The sequence below is a fragment of the Tabrizicola sp. genome (assembly GCF_034366665.1).
In the GTDB taxonomy this organism is placed as follows: Bacteria; Pseudomonadota; Alphaproteobacteria; order Rhodobacterales; family Rhodobacteraceae; genus Tabrizicola.
On the sequence record NZ_JAXMMF010000096.1, the window covers coordinates 92,097 to 115,828 of the forward strand.

24 protein-coding genes are annotated in these 23,732 nt (G+C 65.6%); 7 read left to right on the plus strand and 17 right to left on the minus strand.

Translation table 11 applies throughout. From position 1 onward, the window contains the following. Window position 1: 1 nt before the first annotated feature. The 7 genes from U1E69_RS13005 to U1E69_RS13035 all read right to left on the minus strand — a co-directional run bounded on the left by U1E69_RS13005 (window position 2) and on the right by U1E69_RS13035 (window position 5,564). Window positions 2–199, minus strand: a complete 198-nt coding sequence (locus tag U1E69_RS13005; protein WP_322244793.1) for a hypothetical protein — start codon at window positions 197–199, stop codon at window positions 2–4. Between the two features lie 171 nt (window positions 200–370). Further along, a complete protein-coding gene (locus tag U1E69_RS13010; RefSeq protein ID WP_322244794.1) occupies window positions 371–1,063 on the minus strand; it encodes a YjbF family lipoprotein in 693 nt (230 codons plus the stop codon). After that, complete coding sequence (locus U1E69_RS13015) at window positions 1,060–3,156, minus strand: YjbH domain-containing protein (RefSeq protein WP_322244795.1); 2,097 nt, start codon at window positions 3,154–3,156, stop codon at window positions 1,060–1,062. The genes U1E69_RS13010 and U1E69_RS13015 overlap by 4 nt, the downstream gene beginning before the upstream one ends. Before the next feature lie 122 nt (window positions 3,157–3,278). Next, window positions 3,279–3,722: a MarR family winged helix-turn-helix transcriptional regulator gene (locus tag U1E69_RS13020; RefSeq protein ID WP_322244796.1), complete on the minus strand. Its 444-nt coding sequence runs from the start codon at window positions 3,720–3,722 to the stop codon at window positions 3,279–3,281. Next, window positions 3,719–4,549 (minus strand): carbon-nitrogen hydrolase family protein, encoded by an 831-nt coding sequence (locus U1E69_RS13025; RefSeq protein WP_322244797.1) that lies wholly within the window; start codon window positions 4,547–4,549, stop codon window positions 3,719–3,721. The genes U1E69_RS13020 and U1E69_RS13025 overlap by 4 nt, the downstream gene beginning before the upstream one ends. Next, on the minus strand, window positions 4,549–4,806 hold the full coding sequence (grxC, locus tag U1E69_RS13030; RefSeq protein WP_322244798.1) for a glutaredoxin 3: 258 nt from the start codon (window positions 4,804–4,806) through the stop codon (window positions 4,549–4,551). The genes U1E69_RS13025 and grxC overlap by 1 nt, the downstream gene beginning before the upstream one ends. A 35-nt stretch (window positions 4,807–4,841) precedes the next feature. Continuing rightward, on the minus strand, window positions 4,842–5,564 hold the full coding sequence (locus U1E69_RS13035) for a ComF family protein (RefSeq protein WP_322244799.1): 723 nt from the start codon (window positions 5,562–5,564) through the stop codon (window positions 4,842–4,844). 23 nt (window positions 5,565–5,587) lie between these two features. Here U1E69_RS13035 and U1E69_RS13040 point away from each other — a divergent pair, with 23 nt between their 5' ends. The 4 genes from U1E69_RS13040 (at window position 5,588) to U1E69_RS13055 (ending at window position 10,288) form a co-directional block, all read left to right on the plus strand. Further along, the gene (locus tag U1E69_RS13040; RefSeq protein ID WP_322244800.1) at window positions 5,588–6,421 is read left to right on the plus strand and encodes a methyltransferase domain-containing protein; all 834 of its coding nucleotides are present in this window, start codon (window positions 5,588–5,590) and stop codon (window positions 6,419–6,421) included. A 51-nt stretch (window positions 6,422–6,472) separates the two neighbouring features. Further along, window positions 6,473–7,573 carry a ferrochelatase gene (gene hemH / locus U1E69_RS13045; protein WP_322244801.1) on the plus strand — a complete coding sequence of 367 codons (1,101 nt, stop codon included), beginning with the start codon at window positions 6,473–6,475 and terminating at the stop codon, window positions 7,571–7,573. Window positions 7,574–7,696: 123 nt separating this feature from the next. Further along, a complete protein-coding gene (gene xth / locus U1E69_RS13050; RefSeq protein ID WP_322244802.1) occupies window positions 7,697–8,491 on the plus strand; it encodes an exodeoxyribonuclease III in 795 nt (264 codons plus the stop codon). A gap of 63 nt (window positions 8,492–8,554) precedes the next feature. Beyond that, window positions 8,555–10,288 (plus strand): aconitase family protein, encoded by a 1,734-nt coding sequence (locus tag U1E69_RS13055; RefSeq protein WP_322244803.1) that lies wholly within the window; start codon window positions 8,555–8,557, stop codon window positions 10,286–10,288. A gap of 57 nt (window positions 10,289–10,345) precedes the next feature. Here the strand turns inward: U1E69_RS13055 and U1E69_RS13060 are convergent, their stop codons facing one another. Next, entirely contained in the window at window positions 10,346–10,939 is a 594-nt protein-coding gene (locus U1E69_RS13060; protein WP_322244804.1) for a L,D-transpeptidase, read from the minus strand. 177 nt (window positions 10,940–11,116) lie between these two features. On the opposite strand from U1E69_RS13060, the gene U1E69_RS13065 reads away from it, so the two are divergent. Beyond that, window positions 11,117–11,623 (plus strand): CAP domain-containing protein, encoded by a 507-nt coding sequence (locus U1E69_RS13065; RefSeq protein ID WP_322244805.1) that lies wholly within the window; start codon window positions 11,117–11,119, stop codon window positions 11,621–11,623. A 42-nt stretch (window positions 11,624–11,665) separates the two neighbouring features. Here U1E69_RS13065 and U1E69_RS13070 read toward each other — a convergent pair whose 3' ends face one another. The 7 genes from U1E69_RS13070 to U1E69_RS13100 form a co-directional block, all read right to left on the minus strand. Further along, window positions 11,666–12,157 (minus strand): L,D-transpeptidase family protein, encoded by a 492-nt coding sequence (locus U1E69_RS13070; protein WP_322244806.1) that lies wholly within the window; start codon window positions 12,155–12,157, stop codon window positions 11,666–11,668. Between the two features lie 90 nt (window positions 12,158–12,247). Beyond that, window positions 12,248–13,474 carry a class I SAM-dependent RNA methyltransferase gene (locus U1E69_RS13075; protein ID WP_322244807.1) on the minus strand — a complete coding sequence of 409 codons (1,227 nt, stop codon included), beginning with the start codon at window positions 13,472–13,474 and terminating at the stop codon, window positions 12,248–12,250. Continuing rightward, window positions 13,471–15,327, minus strand: coding sequence for an ABC transporter ATP-binding protein (locus tag U1E69_RS13080; RefSeq protein ID WP_322244808.1), 1,857 nt, complete (start codon window positions 15,325–15,327; stop codon window positions 13,471–13,473). The genes U1E69_RS13075 and U1E69_RS13080 overlap by 4 nt, the downstream gene beginning before the upstream one ends. A gap of 142 nt (window positions 15,328–15,469) precedes the next feature. Then, window positions 15,470–17,317 (minus strand): ABC transporter ATP-binding protein, encoded by a 1,848-nt coding sequence (locus U1E69_RS13085; protein ID WP_322244809.1) that lies wholly within the window; start codon window positions 17,315–17,317, stop codon window positions 15,470–15,472. 160 nt (window positions 17,318–17,477) lie between these two features. Further along, window positions 17,478–18,635, minus strand: a complete 1,158-nt coding sequence (locus tag U1E69_RS13090) for a CCA tRNA nucleotidyltransferase (protein ID WP_322244810.1) — start codon at window positions 18,633–18,635, stop codon at window positions 17,478–17,480. Further along, the gene (locus U1E69_RS13095) at window positions 18,632–19,228 is read right to left on the minus strand and encodes a CoA pyrophosphatase (protein WP_322244811.1); all 597 of its coding nucleotides are present in this window, start codon (window positions 19,226–19,228) and stop codon (window positions 18,632–18,634) included. Before U1E69_RS13095 ends, U1E69_RS13090 begins: the two co-directional genes overlap by 4 nt. Next, window positions 19,225–20,211, minus strand: a complete 987-nt coding sequence (locus U1E69_RS13100) for an Hsp33 family molecular chaperone HslO (RefSeq protein ID WP_322244812.1) — start codon at window positions 20,209–20,211, stop codon at window positions 19,225–19,227. Before U1E69_RS13100 ends, U1E69_RS13095 begins: the two co-directional genes overlap by 4 nt. A 78-nt stretch (window positions 20,212–20,289) precedes the next feature. Here U1E69_RS13100 and U1E69_RS13105 point away from each other — a divergent pair, with 78 nt between their 5' ends. After that, window positions 20,290–20,724 (plus strand): NUDIX hydrolase, encoded by a 435-nt coding sequence (locus tag U1E69_RS13105; RefSeq protein ID WP_322244813.1) that lies wholly within the window; start codon window positions 20,290–20,292, stop codon window positions 20,722–20,724. On the opposite strand, the gene U1E69_RS13110 is transcribed toward U1E69_RS13105, so the two are convergent. Beyond that, window positions 20,716–21,963: a PP2C family protein-serine/threonine phosphatase gene (locus U1E69_RS13110; RefSeq protein WP_322244814.1), complete on the minus strand. Its 1,248-nt coding sequence runs from the start codon at window positions 21,961–21,963 to the stop codon at window positions 20,716–20,718. The genes U1E69_RS13105 and U1E69_RS13110 overlap by 9 nt on opposite strands. Window positions 21,964–22,131: 168 nt before the next feature. On the opposite strand from U1E69_RS13110, the gene U1E69_RS13115 reads away from it, so the two are divergent. Continuing rightward, complete coding sequence (locus U1E69_RS13115; protein WP_322244815.1) at window positions 22,132–22,470, plus strand: Hpt domain-containing protein; 339 nt, start codon at window positions 22,132–22,134, stop codon at window positions 22,468–22,470. Here U1E69_RS13115 and ilvA read toward each other — a convergent pair. Next, window positions 22,467–23,714 (minus strand): threonine ammonia-lyase IlvA, encoded by a 1,248-nt coding sequence (gene ilvA, locus U1E69_RS13120; RefSeq protein ID WP_322244816.1) that lies wholly within the window; start codon window positions 23,712–23,714, stop codon window positions 22,467–22,469. The genes U1E69_RS13115 and ilvA overlap by 4 nt on opposite strands. Window positions 23,715–23,732: the final 18 nt, after the last annotated feature.

Below are 23,732 nucleotides of genomic sequence, written 5' to 3' on the forward strand. Positions count from 1 at the left end.
GTCAGTCCGCCTCTTCGTCCGCGCCGCACATCACGATGCACAGGACCAGGGGCACCATCAGCCAGGGCAGAAGACCCTTGCTGGAGGCAGCGCCTTCCTCGACCACGACGGGCGGCTCTTCGACCACGACAACCGGGCCACCAGCCTGAAGCGGCGCGGCAAGCGCCAGGAACAGCGCGACTGCGATCAGCGATTTCATCCGGCCCTCCTGTCAGCGTGTCCGTATCGGCGTCGGTGTCCAAGGATAGGCGTCTGGCCTGCCCGGTGCATGGGTTCTGAACCGGATGCGTAAAGATTACCCTAAACTGCGCGCAATCGGCAGCAGTTTCGCCCCAAAACGGCGGGCTAGGGTCAGATTTAGGGCGTAAGGTCAGTCGATGACGCGGGCAAAGTCGATGTAGCCCAGTCCGGCGCTGACCCATTGGCGCGACTGGCGAATCATCGCGCCCTCGATCCAGAACTCGTTGGTGATCTTGCCGCCGCCGGAACTGCGGGTGCAGGTCTCGGTCAGATGGGTGGTCGCATGAGCGCGGCCCACCACCTCGATGCGTTCAGTGCCGACGCTGCTGGTCACGCAGTCATAGGTGCGCCGGGTGCCCTGGTCGTCGGGACCAAGGAAGAAGTAAAGCCGCTGGTAGGGCGTTCCAACCTGCCGAAGCTGCCCGACCGAAGGTGTCTGGGCCGACATCAGGTCGAAGCCAAGGCCGCGGGTCTGGATCAGCACGCCATCGCGCTGCGAGAAGGTCGCGCCATCGGGGGTGGCCCAGGTCAGCACACCGCCCTTTGCGTCGCTGACGGTCAGGAACCCGGTCTGCCCCAGCGCCTGCGACGACACCAAGAGGATCGGCTGGCCCGCTTGCGCCAGCTCGGCCCGCAGGTCCTGGGGCGAGGCGGGTTGGGCAGCGGGCGCTGCCTCTGCCCCCTGCCCCTTCAGCTTCGCCATCCCGGTTTTCGCCACGGCTCCAACAGCAGCGGCCATCGGGTTGGGCGTCTTGTCGTTGCCGCAGCCCGCCAGCAGGGCCAAAGCCGCCACCCCGGCCAGCGCCAGTTTCAGATGCTTCACCGCCAGACCCTTCCCCAATCGGGGTCAAGCCCGTCGGTGTGATATTCGCGGATCGACTGATACAGCCGGTCGTCGACATTCAGGCGCGCGCCGCCGTCGCCGCCGTTGGGCCGGAAGTTCAGGTCAAGGCCGCGACGGGTGTCGGTGCCCAGCGCCCAGTTGAACGGGATGGTCAGGCGCACACCCTTGTCGAACCCACCCTCGCCAAACTCTTCGGCGCTGACGTCGGTCACCGTGGCAAAGGCCCCGACGCGCCAGCCATTGGCGAAGACACGGTCGACCGACACGGTCGCGCCCACGTCGCCCGCCAGATAGCGGCCGACATCCAGCTGACCCAGGTAGCCGTTGCCGAAATCGTAGTAGGCCGAGACGTGGCCGGTGACGATGTCATAGTCGTATTCGCCAAAGCCCAGACCGCCATCGGTGTCGCGTTGCCTGGTGTAGTTCACCTCGGCCCCAAGGGCGAGCTGGCTGTCCACCGGCTTCCACAACAGCTCACCCGAAACCCCGGCATGCATCCGCTCCAGATAGCCGACAGAGACCCGGGAATACAGGCTGTCAGCCGGGCGGGCGAACCAGGCCAGCGTCAGCTTCTCCAGCGCCGGATCGCCGAATTCGTTGTAGCGTGAGCCATCGGTGCGGACGCGCGGCAAGGTCGAGGTCGAGACCGATCCCTCGCGGTTGCTGGCAAGTTCCTTGTAGATCGAGCCGGACAGCACCCAGCCCGGCGCCATGTCGTAGTTCGCCGACAGCCGCAGGCCGATGTCACCCTCCATCGGTTCGGACAGGCGGACGACGGGGCGCAGGCTCCAGCGGAACTTGGGGTAAAGTTCTTCGTCGCCCAGCGACCAGGCCGGCGCAGGACCGGCGTCGGTGACCGTCACCCGCTCACGCAGCAGGGATGCGTTGTCGGCGGTGTATTCCAGCGCTTCCAGGTCGCTGCGGCGGATGGTGACCTTGGAGGCACCGATGCCGTTCACCACGGGCACGATCTCGAACACTTCGACCGAGGCGGGCATGACGTGGCTAAGCGCCCGTGCGGTGCGGCCGATGGCCTGCGATCCGGCGTCGATCCGGCCGTTGCGGATGCGGACCTGCACGGTGTCGGCCGTGTAGGCCAGGTTTTCCACGGCAATCCCGTCCTTGGCCAGGCGCTTGGCCAGGTTCTGCCGCAGGATCGGTCCGGCGTCGGGCTGGCTGACCCAGCCGCTGTCATAAGCCTCGGGGTCGGCCGCGCGGGCGGGCCGCGCCTTGACCGGGACGGGGGCCTTGCCGACGATGCCGCCGGTGGCCCGGCTTTTCGGGTCCAGAATGATGTGGAAGGCCAACGCGAATTCGGACCCGTAAAGCGAATAGGCCCCGAAGCGCATGTAGGGGTTGCGCTGGTATTCGACGCCAAAGTTGAACGGGCTGTCACGCTCGATCAACCCGCGCTCGGCGTCTTCCAGCACATAGGCGTCGGACGAGTATTCTGCCTTCAGCGTCCAGTTGTCGTTGACCTTGTATTCCACGCCCGCAAATGGCGCCGCCTCGCCGCGGAACCACTGGTCGCTGTTCGGCACCCCCAGCGGATCGACCGCAGGACGACTGCCGAAGGGCGCGCCGATGCCGCCATCAGTCCCCAAGCGCCCCCAACCCAGGCCTGCCGTCACCTTGACCTTGTCGCCGAACGTCTTGGTGGCAGCAAGATATTCGGACGAAAACAGCCCCTGCCCCGTCAGGTCCTGCAACCCGATGGTCAGCGCCGGGGCGATCTTGCCCTCTTTCAGGATCTGGTAGCGCAGGTCGATGCTGCGGTCGCTTTCCTCGGCATCGCCCGGGATCAGCGTGTCCCAGTCGCGCCAGGTCTGAAAGCGGAACGACCCCGACAGACGTTCGCTGAACTGAAAGCTCAGCGTCGCGCGGGTGACCGGCCCGATCAGCGCAGTCGAGAACGAAAACGTCGCATCCTTCTGCGCATCACCCGACGGCATGTCGATCAGGCCCGTCGCACCGTTCAGGTTCAGCGTGCCCGACATTTCGGCCAAAGCGGGGGCACTGGAAAGCGCAGTGCCAAGGACAAGCAAGGCGAGAAGGCGGGACGAAGGCTGCATGGCGACCGGTTCTTGGGATGATGCCCCAATCTATGCGAAGATACAGCGGACAGGGCAAGGGCTATAAGGCTGCGGTCAGGCGGAACCCGCGTAGCTATGGCTTTTCGGACATGCCGCCAGGATCAGCCGTCTTCCAGCTTGATCCGCAACTCGCGCAGCACGGGAAGCAGCGCCCGCACCCGGTCGGCGCCGATGGCCTGCACCACCTCGGCGATCAGGGGGACGACGCTGGCCAGGGCCGACTCACGCGCCGCCCGGCCCGAGGGGCTGATCGCCACGAACTTCTGCCGGGCATCCTCCCAGTCCGGGCGGATGTGGACGTGGCCTGCCCATTCCAGCTTGGTCAGCGTGTTGGTCATCGCCCCGCGCGTCACATGGAACGACTTCGCCAGCTGCGCCGGGGTCCGTTCGTCATTGATCCGCGCCAGATGGTTCAGCACGGAAAAATGCGACAGCTCCATCCCCTTGGGCAGCACCTTCGAGATGCGGTTGCGCGCCAGCTGGTCGGCCATGAACAGCTCGCCAAACAGCGCTACAGCGATGTCATCGGCCTTTTCCGCGCTCATGGTCCGTCGAAGTCCCGGTCATGCGTCAGCGACGGCACCCGGCCCCGCGCTTCGGCCACGCGGTCAAGGTCAAGGTCCACCAGAGTCACCCCCGGTTCCACCCCGGCATCTGCGAGGATTTCCCCCCAGGGCGCGATGGCCAGCGAATGGCCGTGGGTCTTGCGGCCTTTACCCTGCGTCTCGGGATGAAACCCGGTCTGCGCGGGGGCCAGCACAAAGCACCCCGTCTCGATCGCCCGGGCACGCAGCAGGGTTTCCCAATGCGCCGCCCCGGTGATGTGGTTGAAGGCCGCCGGGACCGTGATCACTTGCGCGCCACCCTGCGCCAGCCGCCGATAGAGGGCGGGGAAGCGGACGTCGTAGCAGACGGTCATGCCGATCCGGGCGAAGGGGGTCTCTGCCACCACGGCCTTCGACCCCGGCCGGTAGCCGTCGCTTTCCCGGTAAACCTCGGTCGGGGACACGTTGACGTCGAACATGTGGATCTTGTCGTAGCGCCCCGCCACCGATCCGTCGGGCGCGATCAGGAAACTGCGGTTGGCAAAGCGACCGTCCGCGTCATGGGTCAAGAGGCCCAGCGAACCGATCAGCAGCCAGATGCCCGCCGCCTTCGCCTCGGCACGCAGGGCGGCAAGCGTTTCGTCCCCGTCCTCATGCCGGAAGACCGACCGCTGATGCGCCCGGCTGGACGAAAGGCCGTTGGTCAATTCCGGCGTCAGGACAAAGCCCGCCCCGCCTGCCACCGCATGCCGGATATGGCCCAGCGTCACCGGCAGGTTCGCCGCCGGATCATCCGAGACGGTCAGCTGGACCAGGCCGGCGCGCATCAATCGGCCAGCATCGGGTCAAGCTTGCCCGCGTGGTCCAGCGCATGGATGTCGTCTGACCCGCCGACATGCTGCCCGCCGATGAATATCTGCGGGACGGTTCGACGTCCGTTCGCCCTCTGCGTCATCTTCGCCCGCAGATCGGGGTCCTGGCTGACATCGATCTCGGCATAGGCGACGCCCTTCTTCTGCAAAAGCCGCTTGGCGGCGTGGCAGTAGGGGCAGAACGGAGTGGTGTAGATTTCGACCGGGCGCATCGCAGATTCCTCTTTGCGCGCCAGTCTACAGGGGTTCAGCCGCCTTTCGCAACGCGCGCCAGCCCCAGCACCGAAACCGAGCGCGCACCTGCCGCAAAAAGCGCCTCACTTGCCGCGGCAAAGGTCGCGCCCGAAGTCATCACGTCGTCGACGACCAGAACATCCCGGCCGAGAACCTGCTTTTCCCGGCTCTTTGGAACACCGAATGCGTCGACCAGATTGGCAAAGCGCGCGTCGCGGGTCTTGCCGTCCTGGTTGCCTGTGGACCGTCGGCGGACCAGCGCGTCCGGGCAATGATCCAGCCCCGCCGCCTTGGCAATATTGCGCGACAACAGGGCCGCCTGGTTGAACCGCCGCCGAAACAGCCGCATCCAGTGCAACGGCACCGGCACCACCAGCATCCCGGGCTTCAGGATCGGCTGCGCCGCCTTCAGCATCCAGCCCGCGGCAGGTCGCGCAAGGTCCATGCGGTCACCGTGCTTCAGTGCCAGAACCAGACGCCGCCCGTTCTCGTCATACATCAGGGCCGAGCGGCCCCGGTCCCAGGGACGCGCGATGGTCATGCAGTCATCGCAGTGCGCCTGCTCGGTGGCGTCCTGGCCAGGCAGCGGCACACCGCACTTGTCGCAGACGAGGCCACTTATGAAGGGCGTTTCGCGCCAGCAGTCGGCGCACAAACCGAAGTCGCTTTGCACGGGGGCCGAACAGGAAATGCACTGCGGCGGGTAAAGTAGCTGCAGCGCGCCTTGCAATCCCATTCTCCGCTCCTAAAGTCCCGCCGATGACCCAGCCGCCCACCCTGACCGACCGGAAGGCCCTGGCCCGCCACCGCACCCGCGCCCGCGCATTGCCCGGCCACGACGATGCGCTGTTCCTGCATCGCCTGGCCCTTGATGACCTGCAGGAGAGACTCAACGAGGTTAACAAAAGGTTTACATCCGCGGCCGTGGTGACAGCTTATCCCCAGATTTTCGCGGACTTTCCGACCTCTGCAATGGTGCCCGACGATGATCTGATCGCGCTGGAACCAGGCGCGCACGATCTTGTCGTGCATTTCATGGCGCTGCATTGGGCGAATGACCCCGTGGGCCAACTGGTGCAATGCCGCCGCGCCTTGCAGCCGGACGGTCTGTGCCTGGTGGTCCTGCCGGGGGGGCGCAGCCTGCAGGAACTTCGCGCCTGCCTGGCCGAGGCCGAGGCGGCGGTCACCGGCGGCCTTTCGCCCCGGGTGGTGCCGATGGGCGAAATCCGCGATCTGGGCGGGCTGATGCAGCGGGCGGGCTTTGCTCTGCCGGTGGCCGACAGCCTGGTCCAGACGGTGGAGTATCGCAGCTTTCCGGCACTCCTCTCCGACCTTCGTGCCGCGGGCGAGACGAATGCCCTGGCCGCCCGCCTGCGCCGCTTTACCCGCCGCGCGGTTCTTGCCAAGGCCGCGGATATCTACTCCGATAGCTACAGCACGCCGGAGGGTCGGCTGGCGGCTACGGCCGAGTTGGTCGTGCTGACCGGCTGGGCGCCACACGAAAGCCAGCAACAGCCCTTGCGGCCCGGATCGGCCCGGTCGCGGCTGGCCGATGCGCTGGGTGTGCCCGAGAAGCCCCTCAAAGACGGTTGACCCTGCCGACCAACCCCTTATGTCCCCCCATGAACCATTGGGAAGAATACCATGCTGGATGCCCGGACCGGAGCCGTGACTGGGACCGACGTCGTCCCAGGCGAAGGGCGCCTTGCGCACGCCCCCGCCGACCACCCCCGCGTCCGCAAGGCGCGGATCGGGGTGCTTCTGGCCAACCTTGGCACGCCGGACGCCTACGACTACTGGTCGATGCGGCGCTATCTGAACGAGTTTCTGTCGGACAAGCGCGTGGTCGACATTCCCAGCTGGAAGTGGCAGCCGCTGCTGCAGCTGATCATCCTGACCAAACGGCCCTTCACTTCGGGGGCGAATTACAAGCTGATCTGGAACGAAGAGCTGAACGAAAGCCCGCTTCTGACCATCACCAAGGCCCAGACGGCGGCGATTGCCGAGATGATTGCGGACCGGCACGGCGCCGACATCATGGTCGACTTCTGCATGCGCTACGGCAACCCTTCAACCGACGAGAAGGTCAAGGCGATGGTCGCGGCGGGGTGCGAGAAGGTGTTGTTCTTCCCGCTTTATCCCCACTACGCCGGGGCGACCTCGGCCACCGCGAACGACCAGTTCTTCCGCGCCCTGATGAAGGAAAAGCGGCAACCTGCAGTGCGGACCGTGGCCGAATACTTCGACCATCCCCTGTACATCGACGCCTTGGCCAAGTCGGTCGAGACGGTCTATGCGGGCCTTGATCATCGCCCCGACGTGCTGGTCGCCAGCTACCACGGCATGCCGAAACGCTACCTGATGGAGGGCGACCCCTACCACTGCCACTGCGCCAAGACGACGCGGCTTTTGCGCGAACGGCTTGGGTGGGAGAAGGGGTCGATCGACACCACCTTCCAGTCGGTCTTCGGGCGCGAAGAGTGGCTGAAACCCTACACGGTCGAGCATGTGGCCGAACTGGCGAAGGCCGGGAAAAAGCGGATCGCGGTGATGGCTCCGGCTTTCTCGGCGGACTGCATCGAGACGCTGGAAGAGATCAACGGCGAGATCCGGGAGGCCTTCGAACATGCCGGGGGGGAAAGCTTCACGTACATTCCTTGCCTGAACGACGACGCGGCTCATATCGAGGCGCTGGTCGCGGTGATCGAGGAAAACCTGGGTGGGTGGCTGCCTCGGAAGGGGTGATGTGTCCACGGTGGACATTTTCGAATTATCGTTTTAATTCCGCGTGATACCCGTGGCCGTTCAAGGTTTCTTAACACCTTCCCGCAAGGGGAACCGCGCCGCTTGGCCGGGCGTTCTTTCGCCATGCGCATCGCCACATTCAACGTCAACGGGATCAACGGGCGCTTGCCGGTGCTGCTGCGTTGGCTGGAGGAGACTCAGCCGGATGTGGTCTGCCTGCAGGAGCTGAAAGCCAGCGACGACCGCTTTCCGGCAGGTTCCATCGAGGATGCCGGGTATGGCGCGATCTGGCACGGGCAGAAAAGCTGGAACGGCGTCGCGATTTTGGCGAAGGGGCGCGAGCCGGTGGAGACCAGGCGCGGCCTGCCAGGGGTCGAGGACGGGCAAAGCCGGTATATCGAGGCGGCAGTCGGTGGCGTGCTGATCGGGGGGCTTTACCTGCCGAACGGCAACCCGGCGCCGGGGCCGAAGTTCACGGCAAAGCTGGAGTGGTTCCGCCGCTTTCGTGACCATGCGGCGGACCTGTTGCGGCAGGACGTGCCGGTGGTGCTGGCAGGAGATTACAACGTGATGCCGACGGAACTGGACGTCTACAAACCGGAACGCTGGCAGAAGGATGCGCTGTTCCGGCCCGAGGTGCGGGCGGAATATGCGCAGTTGCTGGAGCAGGGCTGGACCGACGCGATCCGGCATCTGCATCCCGGCGAGCGGATCTACACCTTCTGGGACTACTTCCGGAACGCCTGGGGCCGCGATGCAGGGCTGCGGCTGGACCATCTGCTGCTGTCGCCCGACCTGAAGCCCAAGCTGAAGGCAGCCGGGGTCGACCGGCACGTCCGGGGCTGGGAGAAGGCCAGCGACCACGCGCCGACCTGGATAGAGTTGAAGCTGCCGCCGGGCGGACGTCAGGGGCTATAGCCTAACGACAGGTGGACTTGCCCACCGTGCGCCGTCTAGCCTTCCCTGTGAAATACCGGGGGGATGACAGAGATGACGCTGCACGGGAAAGCGCTGATCGCGGGGCAGGCAAGCGGCGAGGTTCTGCATGCCGATACCGGCCTCAGCTTCATGGGCGGGGTTGATGCGGCGACGGGCCGGGTCATCGACGTGCACCATCCCTTGTGTGGGCAGTCAGTCGCCGGGAAGATCCTGGCGCTGCCCAGCGGGCGGGGGTCGTGTTCGGGCAGTCTGGTGATCTTCGAGCTTTTGCTGAACGGCCACGCTCCGGCGGCTCTGGTCTTCCGACACAAGGAGACGATCCTGACTCTGGGTGTCCTGATCGCGGCAGAGCTGTTCCAGCGCGGCATTCCGGTGCTGCAACTGGACGAGGCCGGGTTTGCCGCGCTGTCCAAGGCGCGCTTTGTCAGGATCGAGGGTGATAGGGTCCAGCCGACCGAGACGCTTGCCGCGGGGCCGCACACATTTGTCCTGCCGAAACCGGACCCGGCGGACTTTACCCTGGCCGACATCGACCGGCGCTTTCTGGCGGGCGAGTTCGGCGAAGCGGCCCGGATTGCCGCGCGCATCGTCTTGCAGACCGCCCGGATCGAGGGCGCGACGGAACTGGTCGATGTGGACATGGCGCACCTGGACGGGGTCTTCTACCAGGGTCCCGCTGGCCTGCAATTTGCCCGGAAGCTGTGCGACATGGGGGCAAAGGTCCGGGTGCCCACCACGATGAATGCGATCTGCGTCGACCGGCGGCAATGGCGCGCTCAGGGGGTTGCCAAGGGGCTGGGTGAGGCCTCGGACGCGCTGGCCGACGCCTATGTCGAGATGGGCGCGAAGCCGACCTACACCTGCGCGCCCTACCTGCTGGACCCGGCCCCGAAGGCTGGACAGATGATCGCCTGGGGCGAGTCCAACGCAGTGGTCTTCGCCAATTCGGTGCTGGGGGCGCGAACGCTGAAGTACCCGGATTATCTGGACATTCTGGTTGCCCTCACCGGCCGTGCCCCGGCAGCGGACTGCTATCTTGACGCCAGTCGCCGCGCCACGATCCGGCTGGACCTGCCGCCCTTGACCGATCTGGACGACCTGTTCTTTCCGCTTCTGGGGTATCACGTCGGCAAGATCGCCACGAACGAGATCCCGCTGATCTGCGGGCTTGAAGGCCAGAAGGTCAGCCATGACGACCTGAAGGCCTTCGGGGCGGCATTTGCCACGACCTCGGCTGCCGCGATGTTCCACATCCTGGGCATCACGCCCGAGGCCAGCACGGCCGGGGCGGTGCTGGCAGACGAAGTCCGGGGTGTCACCGTGACGCTGCAGGACCTGGCCGAGACCTGGGAAGAGCTGAACATCGCGCGCACGCCGGATGTGGACATGGTTTCGCTGGGCAATCCGCATTTCTCGCTGACCGAGATCGCCGCTTTGGCCCGGCTGTGCGACGGCAAGCGCAAGGCGGACGGGGTTCGGCTGATCGTCACTTGCGGGCGCGACGTCCATGCCCAGGCCAAGGCAGAGGGGTTGATCGACAGGATCAAGGCTTTCGGCGGCGAGGTGCTGAACGATACCTGCTGGTGCTTCATCGCCGCGCCGGTCGTGCCGCAGTCGGTGCGCAACATCGCCACCAACTCCGGCAAATACGCGCATTACGGGCCGCCGGCAGTTGGGAAGGACTTTCACTTCGCCAGTCTGGAGCGCTGCGTGGATGCTGCCGTCACCAGCCGGATCGACACGACACTGCCCGCCTGGTGCCACCGGGACGCATGAAAAAGACCGCGGGGCCTTGCAGCCGCGCGGTCCGGTCCGTTCAGCGGTGCCGAAGCGTCAGATCAGGCGAACCTGGGTGCCAACCTTGGCGAATTCGTACAGCTCTTCGATGTGTTCGTTGTAAAGCCCGATGCAGCCGTTCGACGAGCGGCGGCCGATCTTGCGGGTGTCGTGCGTCCCGTGGACCCGGTAGTAGGTCCAGCCCAGATACAGTGCGCGCGACCCAAGCGGATTGTCGGGCGCCCCACCTTCGACCACATCCGGCCATTCCGGGTGACGTTCCTTCATCGAGGCGGTCGGACGCCACGTCGGGTTCACCACCTTCTGGACGACCGAGGTCACGCCGCGGCGCGTCAGCTCTTCCGACAGGGGGACCGAGGTCGGGTAAAGACGGTAGATCGACTGATCTTCCGACCAGTAGTGCAGCGCGCGCGAGGTGGTGTCAGCCAGGATCGCACCGTTGCGGGTGTTGTCGAAGTAATCTTCCCAGCGCAGCATCCGGAAGCTGGACACGTTGTTGCGCACCGAGGCCGAAGCCGGCTGGGTGAATTCGGTGCTGCCGTCCTGGGCAAAGGACGGCAGGGCTGCCAGACTGGCGGCACCAACCACCCCACCCAGAACCGCGCGACGGTTGATCGGACCGTTCGACATGGTGATTACTCCTGAAAGACGCGTTTCGGGGTGGATATAGCCACTTTCATCTGCAGGCGCAAATCAAACACCCGTCAGTGACCGCCTATCGCCAAGATGCCCGTTTGAACCTGCCGCAAGCTTCCGTTAAGGAGAGGCCGAATGGCCGCTTCGGGCGGCTCTGATCTGGTGGACAGAATGGATAGACGCGTATTCCTGGCGCAGGGCCTGTTCCTGGCGCTTGCGGCCTGTGGGACGACGGGCCAACCTCAGCTTGGCGCGGACGGCAAACCCCTGCCGCGGGTCTACCGGATCGCGGACGAACGTGCGGTGTCGTTCCGCTTCCTGGATGCGATGAACACGCTGCGGGCGGCGAAGTCGCTGCCTCCGGTGGCGTTTGACGCGAACCTGAACGCGGCCGCTGCCACCCATGCGCGGGACATGTCGGTGCAGAACCGGCCCTGGCACTTCGGCTCCGACGGCTCGTCGCCGCTGGTCCGGGCACAGCGCGCCGGGTTCACCGGGCGGCTTCTGGGCGAGAACATCTCGGAAACCTACGAGACCGAGCTGGAGACGCTGTCGTCCTGGATGGGCCGCGACGATACCCGCGTGGTGATCATGGACCCGCTGGCGACCCGGCTGGGCTTTGCCTGGTTCCAAGAGCCGAACGGCAAGATCTGGTGGACGATGGTGACGGGGGCCTGATCGCCCGTCATCCTGCGGAACGGGGGCCTTCGGGCCCCTTTTTCATGGCAGGATGAAGATCGGGGTGCCGGGTTTCACCATCGCGTAGACCCGTTCCATTTCCTTGTCGGTCAGGGCGATGCAGCCCCAGGTCCAGTCGCGACTGCTGATCCGGGTGTTCGGGCCGCCGTGAATGAATATCTCTCCACCCGGGGATTTGCCCTGGGCTTCGGCAAAGGCGATGTCCGCCTCGTTCGGGTACGAGATGCCAAGCGACAGGTGGAACTTGGAATCCGGGTTCTTGTGGCTGATGAAATACTGGCCTTCCGGCGTCTTGCCGTCGCCTTCGAACTGCTTGTGGCCTTCGGGGGCGAAGCCAAGCGCGATGTCGTAGGTCTTCAGCACCTTGTCATGGTGGAAAAGGTACATCTTGCGGTCGGCCTTGTGGACCTGGACCTGCGTCACCTCGGGTCCGTTGTAGCGCTTGAACTTCGAGCCGCAGCCCGAAAGGCCGATCACCGCCACCAGGATCGCCAACCAACCGAGAAACCGCATGCCCTTGTCCGCCTGTATTTTTTTCTTATCGGTACAGGAATCGGGGTGATTTGCCTAGTGTGGCAAACTCTCCAGGGCTTCACGGATGTGTCAGGGGCGCGACAGGCGGGCGACAAGCTCGATATGGGTGGACCAGCGGAACTGGTCGACGACCTGGACCCAATCGAGCCGGTAGCCCTGTGCAATCAGCGTCTTGGCGTCACGGGCGAAGGTGACGGGGTTGCACGAGACGGCGGCAATGACCGGGATTTTGGACGTGGCCAAGGTCTGCGTCTGCGCCTCGGCCCCGGCGCGTGGGGGGTCGATGACGGCCCCGGTGAAGGTGAGGAGTTCGTCAGGTTCCAGGGGGCGCCGGAACAGGTCTCGCGTCTCGGTGCTGATGCGGTGGAGGTTGGGGGTGTTGCGGGCGGCAAGATCGAGGGCCTTGGTCATCGCCGGGTCGCCTTCGACGGCGTGGACTTCCATCTTTTCGGCCAACGGCAGGGTGAAGGTGCCAACGCCGGAAAAGAGGTCGACGATGCGTTTCTGCGGTCCAAGGGCGTGTTTCACGGCATGGAGGAGTGCAGCTTCGCCCTCTTGCGTAGCCTGCAGGAAGGCCCCCGGCGGGGGAACAACGGTAGCCTGGCCCATCGTCAGCGCTGGGCGGTCGCGGAGGGCGACGGTCTCGCCGTCCCAGGTCAGGCGGGAGAAGGCGTGAGTTTCAACCAGGCGGGCGAGGTCCATTCGCAGGGCGCTGTCCAGGGCTTTGCCTCCGCTGACCACAACATCTGGCCCCCCGCGGGTCAGCGTCACCTGCAGCGAGAGTTCAGTCGTGCGCGATCCACCGGCCATAACCAGGGCTTGAAGACCGGGGAAGGCAGCAAGGATGCCGGGGTGGAGGAGCTGGCAGTCGGGAATCTCGGCGATGGTGTCCGAGGCGCGGGCGTGGAAGCCGATCAAAACGCCGGACTTGGTGCGACGGGCAGAGAGGGTCGCACGGCGGCGGGAATTGGGGGGAGAGGTCACCAGCGGCAGGAACTCGGCGGTCAGGCCCTGGCCCGCGAGAGCGGTTTCGATGACATGCTGCTTCCACTGGGCCACGAAGGCGTCAGAGGCGTGTTGCAGCTGGCAGCCGCCGCAGGCGCGGGCGTGGCGGCAGGGGGGTTTGACGCGGTCGGGCGACGGTGTGACGATCTTGGGATCAATAAGCCGGTCGCCGTCGAGCGTGCCCTCGACCACTTCGCCCGGAAGCGTGCCTGGGACATAGATCGGCCCCGAGTCCTGGTCGCGTGCGATGCCGTGGCCGAGGTGGCCCAGCCGGTCGATGGTGACAATCACTCTGCCGCTTCCGCTTCTTCGTCTTCTACGCCGATGAAGCCGCCTGATTGCCGTTTCCAGTAGCGCGCGTAAAGCCCGTCCTTGGCCAGAAGTTCGTCATGACTGCCGATTTCGACGATCCGGCCACGATCAAGGACGATGATCCGGTCCATCGCGGCGATGGTCGACAGGCGGTGCGCGATGGCGAGGACGGTCTTGCCCTGCATCACGCGGCCCAGCGCCTCTTGAATGCTGGCTTCAACCTCGGAGTCGAGCGCGGATGTGGCTTCGTCCAGCACCAGGATCGGCGCGTCCTTCAGGAAGGCGCGGGCAAGGGCGATGCGCTGGCGCTGACCGCCGGACAGCTTGACCCCGCGCTCGCCAAGGTAGGCGTCATAGCCCTTGCGGCCGTTGTGGTCGAGCATGCCCGCAATGAACTCATCTGCCTCGGCAGCCTTGGCGGCGGCGACGATTTCGTCCTGACTGGCTTCGGGTCGGCCGTAGGCGATATTATCGCGCGCGCTGCGATTGAACATCGCGGTTTCCTGCGTGACCATGCCGATCTGGCGGCGGAGGGACTCTTGCGTCACGCCTCGCACGTCCTGGCCGTCGATGGTGATGCGGCCCTGTTCGGGGTCGTAAAGCCGCAGGAGGAGCGAGACGAGCGAGGATTTCCCGGCGCCTGAAGCCCCGACGATGCCCAGCTTTTCCCCGGCATGGATGGTCAGGTCGATGTCCCGGACACCTCCGCGTTCGCGACCATAGCCAAAGGTGACATGGGCAAAGTGGATCTTGCCCTTGATCCGGGGAAGCGGCTTGGCGTCCTTGGCATCCGCAAGGGTGTGGGGGACTGACAGGGTGCGCATACCGTCCTCGACCTCACCCACGGATGTGTAAATCGACATCAGGGTAAAGCTGACCCAGCCAGACATCTGCGCGATCCGCAGCGCGATGGCCCCGGCGGCGGCGATGTCGCCCGCCGTGGCGCTGCCCTGTTGCCAAAGCATGACCGTGCCGCCGATCAGGAGGACCGGAAGGACCCCGGCCAGTAGCATCAGCGCAAAGCGGAACCAGGTGGAGATGACGCCGAATTCGAGGGAGCGTTCGCGGAAGACCTCCATCGCGTCCAGAGCCACTCGGTCTTCGAAGGCGGCATGGGCGAAAAGCTTGACCGTCTTGATGTTGGTGATCGTGTCGACGACCTGGCCCGAGACCATCGCGCGGCTGGAGGCGCGGGCGGCGGAGTTGGTGCGGATCATCGGCATGAAGAAGCGGATGAGGAAGATGTAGGCGACCAGCCAGACCAGCAGGGCGGCGGCGACCTTCATGTCGACGGCGACCAGGAAGGCCACGGAGCCGATGACCGAAGCCAGGGCGAAGCAGACGGTGTTGATGACTTCCGTCGCCACGTCGGTGACAGCGCGGGCGGCCTGCATCTGCTTTTGCGCGATGCGGCCGGCGAAGTCGTTGTCAAAGAAGGTGACGGCCTGGCCAAGCGTCCAGCGGTGCAGGCGCGACAGGACCAGCGGCATCACGTTCGGGCCGATGATGATGCTGTTCGACGCCGAGGAGACGGCAAACGCGAGCGGACGGAGGAGGATGTAGAAGACGAGGAACCAGACGACGAGGTTCCAGTGCGTTGCGAAGAAGTCCGTGGGGCCGGAGTTGACGGCCGCGTCGATCACCCAGCCGAGGATGAGGGCGCTGACGACCTCGGTGACACCCGCCAGCGACGACAGGATGCCGGCGATGACGAGCATCGGCCAGGACCCGGCCAACGACCAGCGCATGAATGCGCCCAGCCGTTGCGGCGGAGGGCCGTCGGCGGGGCGGAAGGCGTCGATGAGGGAGCCGAGGCTTTGAAGGGCGCTCATGTGGTTGAGGTAGGCCGGTTGTTGGGGCGAGGCAAGGGTTTACGTCTTTGGGCAGAGTCAGTTCCCTGTGAACCTGCTCGTCGATGACTTCGTCACTCCTCGCGGGCCGTGCCGAGGAGGAGACGAAGTCGAACGACGAGGGTTATTCGGCGGCTTCCTCGTCCAGCCCGATAAAGCCGCCGGACTGCCGCGCCCAGAAGCGGGCGTAGAGGCCATTCCGGCGCAGGAGGTCGTTGTGCGGGCCGTCTTCGACCACCTCGCCGTCCTCCAGCACCACGATCCGGTCCATCGCGGCGATGGTGGACAGGCGGTGGGCGATGGCGATCACCGTCTTGCCCTCCATCACGCCGTAGAGGGCACCCTGGATCGCGGCCTCGGCCTCGGAGTCCAGCGCGCTTGTCGCTTCATCCAGGATCAGGATCGGGGCGTCCTTCAGGATCACCCGGGCGATGGCGACGCGCTGACGCTGGCCGCCCGACAGCTTGACGCCACGTTCCCCGACATGGGCGTCATAGCCGGTGCGGCCCTGAAGGTCCTCCAGCGTCAGGATGAAGTCGTGCGCTTCGGCCTTCCTGGCGGCGGCGATCATGTCGGCTTCCGTCGCATCGGGGCGGCCATACAGGATGTTGTCGCGGACCGAGCGGTGGAGGAGGCTGGAGTCCTGCTGGACCATGCCGATCTTCTGGCGAAGGCTGTCCTGCGTCACGTCGGCGATGTTCTGCCCGTCGATCAGAATCGCGCCGCTTTCAGTGTCGTAGAACCGCAGGATCAGCTTGACCAGCGTCGATTTTCCCGCGCCCGAGCGGCCGACGACGCCGATCTTTTCGCCGGGGCGGATGGTCAGGCTGACGTTCTTCAGCCCCCCGAAGCCGCGCCCGTAGTGGTGGCTGACGTCCTTGAGTTCGAGGAGACCCTTGCTGAACGCAAGCGGCTGCGCGCCGGGCTTGTCGACCAGGGTGACGGGCTGGGCAATCGTCTCCATCCCTTCGGCCAAAGTGCCGAGGTTCTGCACCAGCTGGGTCGAGGCCCACATGATCCAATAGGTCATCGAATGCAGCCGCAGGACCAGCGCCACGGCCCCGGCAACGACGCCGACGGTGGCAAGGTCGTGGGTCCAGAGCCACATGGCCAGGCTTGAGACGCCCAGGATCATCAGCCCGTTGATGAAGGTCAGGGCGATGTCCATCTTGGTCACGATCCGCATTTCCTTCTGGAAGGTCGTGCGGGCGTTCTCGATGGAGTCCTTGGCGTAGTTCAGTTCGCTGTCCTGATGGGCGAAGAGCTTGACGGAATGGATGTTGGTGTAGCTGTCCACGACGCGGCCCGTAACAGCACTGCGGGCGTCGGAGGAGGCGGTGGCGGCAGGCCCCGCGCGGCGGATCGTCCAGCGCATGAGGGCGATGTAAGCAACCAGCCAGATCAAGAGCGGGATCATCAGGCGCGGGTCGGCATCGGCCAGCATCAGCAGCGCGCCAAGGAAGGTCGCGGCGGCGAAGGCGGCCATGTCGAAGACCTGGAACACGGCATCCCCGGCTGCGGGTGGGGCCTGCATGATCCGGTTGGCGATGCGACCGGCGAAGTCGCTTTCGAACCAGCCGACGGGCTGGCGCAGGACATGGCGGTGCGCCCTCCACCGCATCATCGTGCCGAAGTTCGTGAGGATCGTGTTGTGGAGCAGGCCCACAGAGCCGCCCGCGACCAGGGGACGAACGATCAGGATCACCAGCGCGGCGATCAGAATCTCGCCCCAGTGGTTTTGCAGGAAAGCCTGCGGGGACTGGCCGGTCATCAGGTCGACGAGGCGGCTGAGATACCAGATCATGCCCACATCCAGGACCGCGTTGCCGACCGAGAAGAGAGCGGTGACGGCAAAGACGCCTTTGAACGGGCGGATGTAGTCCTTCAGGAACGGCCAAAGCCGGGTGGGCGGGGCGTCCTGTTCAACATAGGGTTGATAGGGATCGACGAGGTTTTCGAGGAAACGAAACATGGGGGAAGACCCTGAAAGGTAGCAGCGATGGGCGAAGGCGGGGCTATAAGCGACCGCCACAACGGGATCGGTCAACTCAGGCGAGCTGGTATGAGATCCCGTGTTCCATGCTTGTCTCCGTTCTTGGGTTCGGGTTGCTTAGCCGAATCGCGGCGGATTGTCACGTCCCTTTCAGCAACGCGTCGCGGCTGAGGGTGAGGTCAGAGGCAAGCCATCGCGCTTCCAGGGCCTTCAGCCGCGCGCCAAGCGCCTCGCCCTGCAGGGCAGGCATCAGGTCGGCGGCGGTGACGGGGAAGCGGGCTTTGGCACCGCGATGGACCTCGGCTTCCCAGTCTTGCAGGGGATGCGTGCCAAAGCTGGCGGCCCGGGCAAGGACTGCATCGGACCCAAGAGTTTCACCCAGTTTCCAGCCCAACGCGGCGGCGGTGTCAGTGCTGCCAAGGGCCGTGCGAAGGGCGGCAAGGTCGCGGCCTTCGGCTTTCGAGAGGCGAAGCTGATCCGTATCGCCGCCCAGCACGGACAGGCGGCGAAGCCAGCGTGGCGGCTGGTCGGCGTCGAGGTGCCCCGCTTCGAAATGGACGAGCGGGGCTAGGACGCGCGGGTCGGCATCGGTCAGGACATAAGCGAGGACACCGGCGTGGGACATGGCGGCGACGGCGGGGGCCGGGTCGCGGGCGGTGAGGAGTTTGCGCAGCTCAGCCGTGATGCGTTCGCGGGAGATGCCGTCGAGGCCTTCGGCCAGCGCGGCGCAGGCGGCAAGGCCATCGGGGTCAATCCCGCCCTCGGGGTCGCCATAGGCGGCGTGAAAGCGGAAGAAGCGGAGGATGCGAAGGTAGTCCTCGCGGATGCGGGTTTCGGCATCGCCGACAAAGCGGACATGGCGGGCGTGCAGGTCGGGCAGGCCGCCCAAGGGGTCGATGACGGTGCCGTGGCGGTCTGCATACAGCGCGTTCATCGTGAAGTCGCGGCGCTGGGCGTCTTCCTCAATCTTGTCCGAGAACGCCACCACCGCGCGGCGCCCGTCGGTTTCGACATCGCGCCGGAAGGTGGTGACTTCGTGCGGTTTGCCATCGGCGACAACCGTGACAGTACCGTGGTCTATGCCGGTGGGGACGGGTTTGAAGCCCGCCGCTTCGGCGATGGCAGAGACGGTTTCGGGGGTGGCGTCAGTGCTGATGTCCACGTCGCTGACAGGTTCGCGCAACAGCGCGTTGCGGATGCAGCCACCGACGAACAGCGCCTTGTGGCCCGCGCTTTCCAGTGCCTGCATCAGGGCTTGCGTGCCCGGATGGCCCAGCCAGTCGCCCGCTACTTTCATGGCCCCACCCGGTCCGCCAACCCCCGCAGGATACGCGCGGTGGCGCCCCAGATGTAGTAGGGGCCGTACGGGACTGCGTAGTAGCGGCGCCAGACGCCCATCCAGCGGCGACGCTCGATGGCGAAACGGGCGGGGGTCAGGACGTGGGCGAGGGGGACGGTGAAGACCTCTTCGACCTCTCCGGCCTCGGGCGTGGGGTCGAAGGGGCCACGGATCAGGCCAACGAAGGGGGTGATGGCAAAGCCGGTCACCGTTTCGTGGACCGGCAAGGTTCCAAGAATCTCGACGCGATCCTTGGGAAGCCCGATTTCCTCATGCGCTTCACGCAAGGCGGCGGCTTCGGGGCTGGCGTCGGTGGCGTCAACCTTGCCGCCGGGAAAGGCGATCTGGCCGGGATGGTGCTTCAGGTGCGAGGACCGCTTGGTCAGGATCAGGCGGGGACCATCGTCCCGCAGCCAGACCGGAACCAGCACGGCGGCGGGGCGCAGCGGCTTGTCGGCGGGCGGACGGATGCCCGGGTTCAGGTCGAAATCCGAGGACGGCCCGGCCGGGCGGGCAAGTGCCGCGCGAAGCCTGTCCTCGGGTTCGATCATTCCGGTTTGACCGCTTCGAACCCCAGGGTCTTGGGGTCCATCTCGTAATGCGCGCCGCAGAACTGGCAGTCGGCGGTGACGACCCCGGCCTCGGTCGTCATCTTGGAGATGTCCTTCTGGCTGTAGATGGACATCGTGCTGCGGACCTTCTCTTCGTTGCACGAGCAGCCGAACCGCACCGGCTGGGCGTCAAAGACACGGGGGCCTTCCTCATGGAAGAGGCGGACCAGAAGGTCGGTGGGTGGAAGCGAGGGGCCGATCATCTCCAGCTCTTCAACGGTGTCGAGCAGGATGTTGGCGCGGTTCCAGTTGTCAGAGTCGGCACCGCCCAGGATGTCGGCGTGGGTCAGAAGCCCACCCTCACCGCTGCCCTGTTCGGCCGCGACACCGCCCACGGCAGGCATGTGCTGCAACATGATGCCACCGCCGCGCCAGTGCAGCGGGCGGCCCGGCTCGGCGCTTTCGCCGAACGCAAGCTGGAAGCGCGTTGGAATCTGTTCGGACTGGGCGAAGTAGGTCTGCGCGCAGTCGGACAGGCTTTTGCCGGCGATGGGGGTGAAGCCCTGGTAGGGCACCATGCCTTCGCCCTGGTCGATCATGACCGCGAAGTAGCCCTCACCGATCTGGGAGAACGGGTCGGCCTTCAGGTCCAGACGGTCGGGGTCATAGCTGGCATAGGCGCGGATGCGGGCAGGCTCGCCATCCTCGGTCGGACCGTAGTAATCGGTGGCGATCAGGCGGGCGGGACCCTTGCCGCGGACCTGCAGCGACAGTTTCCAGCGCAGCTTGACGGCCTGTCCGATCAGCGCGGTCAGAAGGGCGGTTTCGGCCACCAGCGCCTCGATAACCGAGGGGTAGGCGTGCTGCTTCAGGACCTGGTCAAGAACGCCGTCAAGGCGCACGACCCTGCCGCGGATGCCCGAGGCGTCAAGCTGGAATGGCAGGACGGTATCGTCCCAGGCGATTTGCGAACCGATGGTCATAGGGGATTTCCTGATGGTGCCAGTGCTGGCATACCGCGCCTATATAGGCAGAGCAACGCCTGGTCCAAGGGGGCAACGATGATCCGACGCTATGGCGAGCCGGTGAAGGCGGGGCAGCGATATCGGCGGCGGCCGGGGGTCTATGCGGTGCTTTTGCAGGGGGATCACATCCTGGCGACCCATCAGGCAAGCCCGGTTCCCGAGTTCCAGTTGCCCGGTGGCGGGATCGACAAGGGCGAGCAGCCGATCACCGCGCTGCACCGCGAGGTGTTCGAAGAGACAGGCTGGAAGATCGCCATCACGCGGCAACTGGGGGCGTTTCGGCGGTTCACCTACATGCCGGAATACGACATGTGGGCCGAAAAGCTGTGCACGGTCTACCTGGCGCAGCCCGTGCGGCGGCTGGGACCGCCGTCCGAGGCGGGGCATACGGCGGTCTGGCTGCCGGTTGAGGTGGCGCTGACCCGGCTGGGCAACGAGGGCGACCGCGCGATGCTGGCGCGGCTACTCTAACAGGTCCAGCACGATCCCCGAGACATCGTCGGGAAACGAATCGGTGCCGGCCTTGGCGGTCAGGTCCCAGACCATCGCCTCCAGCAGGTCCAGGCCGCTGAGGTGGGCCGAGGCCTGCAGGCTTTCGACCAGCCCATCCTCGCCAAAATCGCGGCCTTCGGGCAGGGGACATTCGGTGAACCCGTCCGAGACCAGGATGAGACGGTCACCCGGCGCGATCTGGACGGTAATCTGGTCATAGGTCGCGCTGTCGATCAGGCCGACGGGCATGCCGCCATGCCCCAGCCGATGCACGCGTCCGTCACGGCGGATCAGCATCGGATGGGGATGGCCCGCCTGCACAAGGTCCAGACGGCCGGTCGCGCGGTCCACGACGGCAAGGACCATGGTGAAATACTGCTCGGCCTGGATTTCATCCAGCATCAGGCGGTTGAAGCGGTCGACCACAGCGGCGGGGGGTAGCAGGATATGCTCCCCCTCCGGCCCGGTCTGGAAGGCGAGGTTCTGTTCCGGCGAGGACCCTGTCAGGAATCCGGCCAGCCGCGCAGTCATCATCGCCGAGGCAACGCCGTGGCCCGACACATCGATGGAATAGACGACCACCCGGTCCGGATCGACGCGAAAGCTGCCGACAAGGTCGCCGCCCACCCGTCCCGAGTTGCGCAGGATCAACGAGGCTTTGGCCCAGCCATAGTCGCGGACCCGGTCGCGGATCAGGGTCTGCTGCAGCTTTCGCGCCTCGATCAGGTCGCGGTCCAGCGAATCATAGATCTTCTGCAGTTCGACCAGGGTCGAGACGATGACCCGGTTCTTGGCCAGAAGCTCGGCCTGCATGGCCAGCATGCGCTCCCCGGCGCGCAGCCGGGCGCGAAGCTCGTTCGACGCGACCGGCTTGGTCAGGAAGTCATCGGCCCCGGCCTCAAGCCCGTCGGCGATTTCGGTCGTTTCGGACTTGGAGGTCAGCAGCACGAAATAGCCATAGCTTTCGCGGCCCAAAGCCCTGAACTGGCGGCAGAATTCCAGGCCGGTCATGCCGGGCATCATCCAGTCGCTGATGATGATGTCGATATCGGCGCTGCGGCACAGATCAAGTGCAGCCAGAGCGGATTCGCTTTCACTGACCCGGTAGCCCCAGCGACGCAGCTGCATGGAGACCATGTGCCGTTGCGCACGGCTGTCGTCGACGACCAGCACGTGTCGCGGCACCTCGACCGCCTGCATTCCATCTTCAACTTTCATCGCACTGGCAAACACGTCCGGACCTCCGTTCAGGCCAGACTGCGCGGCAGGTCTTAACAGGGCATGAAAGGTAAAATGCGCAAGGCTTTGCGGGCTACCGGCCACCAATTGTTAACGCCGTCGGGTCACTGTGCAGCGGTGGGTTTGGCTGAACGGGGTGTGGTTGCCATGATTGACTGGAAACGGGTTGCAGAATTACGCGAAGAGATCGGCGCCGACGGCTTTGTCGAGGTCGCCGACATGTTCATGGACGAAGCCGAAGGCGCAGTTAAGGCGCTGATCTCGGGCCTGCCGGACAGTGAGGTCGAGGGTCAGCTGCATTTCCTGAAGGGCAGCGCGCTGAATCTGGGCCTGTCCGACCTTGCCGCGATCTGCCAGGAGGGGGAGCGCAAGGCCGCAGCCGGCCACGCCGCTCTGATCGACATGATGCAGCTGGCGGCCGTCTGGCGGGCGTCGCGGGCAGCATTGCTGGGCGGCTTGTCGACGGACCGGGCAGGCGCGGCCTAGATCAGGAATTCCGACAGCGCCTCGTCGTTGGTGATGTCGCGGAAGGCCAGGCCCGCAGCCTCCATCCGGCGGCGGAAGTCGTCGAAGTGACCGGCGGTCTTTGTCTCGATCCCGATCAGGACCGAGCCAAAGTTGCGCGCCGATTTCTTCAGGTATTCGAACCGGGTGATGTCGTCATCCGGGCCAAGCAGGTTCAGGAATTCGCGCAACGCCCCGGGGCGCTGCGGCATCCGCAGGATGAAGTATTTCTTCAGACCCGCATAGCGCTGGGCGCGTTCCTTGACCTCGGGCAGACGCTCGAAGTCGAAATTCCCACCCGAGGTGACGCAGACCACGGTCTTGCCGCGGATTTCCTGTGCCAGTTCGGGCAGGACATCGACCGATAGCGCCCCGGCAGGTTCCAGCACGATGCCTTCGTGGTTCAGCATTTCCAGCATCGTCACGCAGATGCGGTCCTCGGGGGCAAGAAGAACGTTCGACGCGTCGACCCAGGACAGCATCCGAAAGGTGTTGTCCCCGACCCGCGCCACGGCGGCACCATCGACGAAACTGTTGACCCGCGGCAGCTTGGTCGGCGCGCCTTCCTGCAGGGCCGCGGTCAGACTGGCCCCGCCCAAAGGCTCGACAAAGCGGAAGTCGGTGTCGGGCGCGACCGCGCGCAGGTAGCCGGTGACGCCCGAGGACAGGCCACCCCCACCCACCGGCAGGACCACAAGGTCCGGCGCGCGGCCGAGTTGTTCCAGCAGCTCCACGGCGACCGAGGCCTGGCCCTCGATCACGTCGGGGTCGTCAAAGGGCGACAGGAAATGCGCCTGGCGTTCGGCGCAGAAGGTCTGGGCGGCCGCAAGGGTCTGGTCGAAGTAGTCGCCCGTCAGCTTGATTTGGACGTTGTCACCGCCAAAGACCCGCGTCTTGTCGATCTTCTGCTGCGGCGTGGTGACCGGCATGAAGATCACCCCCTGCACCCCGAAGTGGCGGCAGGCAAAGGCCACCCCCTGCGCGTGGTTTCCGGCACTGGCGCAGACAAACTGGTGCTGGTCGGGCTGTCTTGCGCGCACTTTGCGCATGGCGTTGAAGGCCCCGCGCAGCTTGTAGCTGCGGACGGGAGAAAGATCTTCGCGCTTGAGCCAGACCTCGGCGTCGTAGCGGGCGGACAGGAAATCGTTCCGCTGCAGCGGCGTCTCGGGGAAAAGCTCGCGCAGGGCGGCAGTCGCGGCGCGGGCCTGAGTGGGGAAATCGGTCATGTCCATTGGCATGACCGA

What these genes read in the sequence shown, in the direction of transcription:
- U1E69_RS13085 (WP_322244809.1), bottom strand. Translation starts at nt 17,317, where the DNA reads ATGTTTCGTTTCCTCGAAAACCTCGTCGATCCCTATCAACCCTATGTT.
- U1E69_RS13065 (WP_322244805.1), top strand. Translation starts at nt 11,117, where the DNA reads ATGGATAGACGCGTATTCCTGGCGCAGGGCCTGTTCCTGGCGCTTGCG.
- U1E69_RS13020 (WP_322244796.1), bottom strand. Translation starts at nt 3,722, where the DNA reads ATGAGCGCGGAAAAGGCCGATGACATCGCTGTAGCGCTGTTTGGCGAG.
- U1E69_RS13025 (WP_322244797.1), bottom strand. Translation starts at nt 4,549, where the DNA reads ATGCGCGCCGGCCTGGTCCAGCTGACCGTCTCGGATGATCCGGCGGCG.
- U1E69_RS13090 (WP_322244810.1), bottom strand. Translation starts at nt 18,635, where the DNA reads ATGAAAGTAGCGGGCGACTGGCTGGGCCATCCGGGCACGCAAGCCCTG.
- U1E69_RS13055 (WP_322244803.1), top strand. Translation starts at nt 8,555, where the DNA reads ATGACAGAGATGACGCTGCACGGGAAAGCGCTGATCGCGGGGCAGGCA.
- hemH (WP_322244801.1), top strand. Translation starts at nt 6,473, where the DNA reads ATGCTGGATGCCCGGACCGGAGCCGTGACTGGGACCGACGTCGTCCCA.
- U1E69_RS13080 (WP_322244808.1), bottom strand. Translation starts at nt 15,327, where the DNA reads ATGAGCGCCCTTCAAAGCCTCGGCTCCCTCATCGACGCCTTCCGCCCC.
- U1E69_RS13060 (WP_322244804.1), bottom strand. Translation starts at nt 10,939, where the DNA reads ATGTCGAACGGTCCGATCAACCGTCGCGCGGTTCTGGGTGGGGTGGTT.
- U1E69_RS13040 (WP_322244800.1), top strand. Translation starts at nt 5,588, where the DNA reads ATGACCCAGCCGCCCACCCTGACCGACCGGAAGGCCCTGGCCCGCCAC.
- U1E69_RS13100 (WP_322244812.1), bottom strand. Translation starts at nt 20,211, where the DNA reads ATGACCATCGGTTCGCAAATCGCCTGGGACGATACCGTCCTGCCATTC.
- U1E69_RS13105 (WP_322244813.1), top strand. Translation starts at nt 20,290, where the DNA reads ATGATCCGACGCTATGGCGAGCCGGTGAAGGCGGGGCAGCGATATCGG.
- U1E69_RS13005 (WP_322244793.1), bottom strand. Translation starts at nt 199, where the DNA reads ATGAAATCGCTGATCGCAGTCGCGCTGTTCCTGGCGCTTGCCGCGCCG.
- U1E69_RS13115 (WP_322244815.1), top strand. Translation starts at nt 22,132, where the DNA reads ATGATTGACTGGAAACGGGTTGCAGAATTACGCGAAGAGATCGGCGCC.
- U1E69_RS13095 (WP_322244811.1), bottom strand. Translation starts at nt 19,228, where the DNA reads ATGATCGAACCCGAGGACAGGCTTCGCGCGGCACTTGCCCGCCCGGCC.
- U1E69_RS13110 (WP_322244814.1), bottom strand. Translation starts at nt 21,963, where the DNA reads ATGAAAGTTGAAGATGGAATGCAGGCGGTCGAGGTGCCGCGACACGTG.
- ilvA (WP_322244816.1), bottom strand. Translation starts at nt 23,714, where the DNA reads ATGACCGATTTCCCCACTCAGGCCCGCGCCGCGACTGCCGCCCTGCGC.
- U1E69_RS13035 (WP_322244799.1), bottom strand. Translation starts at nt 5,564, where the DNA reads ATGGGATTGCAAGGCGCGCTGCAGCTACTTTACCCGCCGCAGTGCATT.
- U1E69_RS13070 (WP_322244806.1), bottom strand. Translation starts at nt 12,157, where the DNA reads ATGCGGTTTCTCGGTTGGTTGGCGATCCTGGTGGCGGTGATCGGCCTT.
- xth (WP_322244802.1), top strand. Translation starts at nt 7,697, where the DNA reads ATGCGCATCGCCACATTCAACGTCAACGGGATCAACGGGCGCTTGCCG.
- U1E69_RS13015 (WP_322244795.1), bottom strand. Translation starts at nt 3,156, where the DNA reads ATGCAGCCTTCGTCCCGCCTTCTCGCCTTGCTTGTCCTTGGCACTGCG.
- grxC (WP_322244798.1), bottom strand. Translation starts at nt 4,806, where the DNA reads ATGCGCCCGGTCGAAATCTACACCACTCCGTTCTGCCCCTACTGCCAC.